We start from the raw sequence: 365 nt of genomic DNA on the forward strand, positions 1-365 counted from the left end.
GGATTGCATAATGCAAAAAACTAAAGACGAATCAGTCAAAATTGAAATTAAAGTAACTCGCAACGGTGAAACCACTCGTTATAAAAAACGATTAAATCCTGGCGAGGCTGTTATTGGTCGCATTGCTGGCGTTATGATTAAGGCGCAGGAAGATGAAGCGATTCAAAGTTAAATTAATTATTCGAAAGATGGGAATGTTTTGCCAGTCGTGCAAGCAATCTTTCGAAACTGAATTATCAGCAACCAGTCAGGATGAAGCCATCACGAAAGCAAAAAAACTTTCCGGCGCTAACCTCGACACTCACAAAATAAATATTGAATTAATCAAGGAGATTTAACATGACAATTTTTTTTTTGATTATCGC

At 36.7% G+C, this 365-nt stretch carries 1 protein-coding gene; it reads left to right on the forward strand.

Annotated features, from left to right (window positions below; genetic code table 11):
* The first annotated feature begins 152 nt into the window (after window positions 1-152).
* Window positions 153-338 (forward strand): hypothetical protein, encoded by a 186-nt coding sequence (locus RTW80_RS27805; RefSeq protein WP_312721341.1) that lies wholly within the window; start codon window positions 153-155, stop codon window positions 336-338.
* Window positions 339-365 lie beyond the last annotated feature (27 nt).

This window comes from Escherichia sp. AM3 (assembly GCF_032029835.1).
Classification (GTDB): Bacteria; Pseudomonadota; Gammaproteobacteria; order Enterobacterales; family Enterobacteriaceae; genus Escherichia; species Escherichia coli.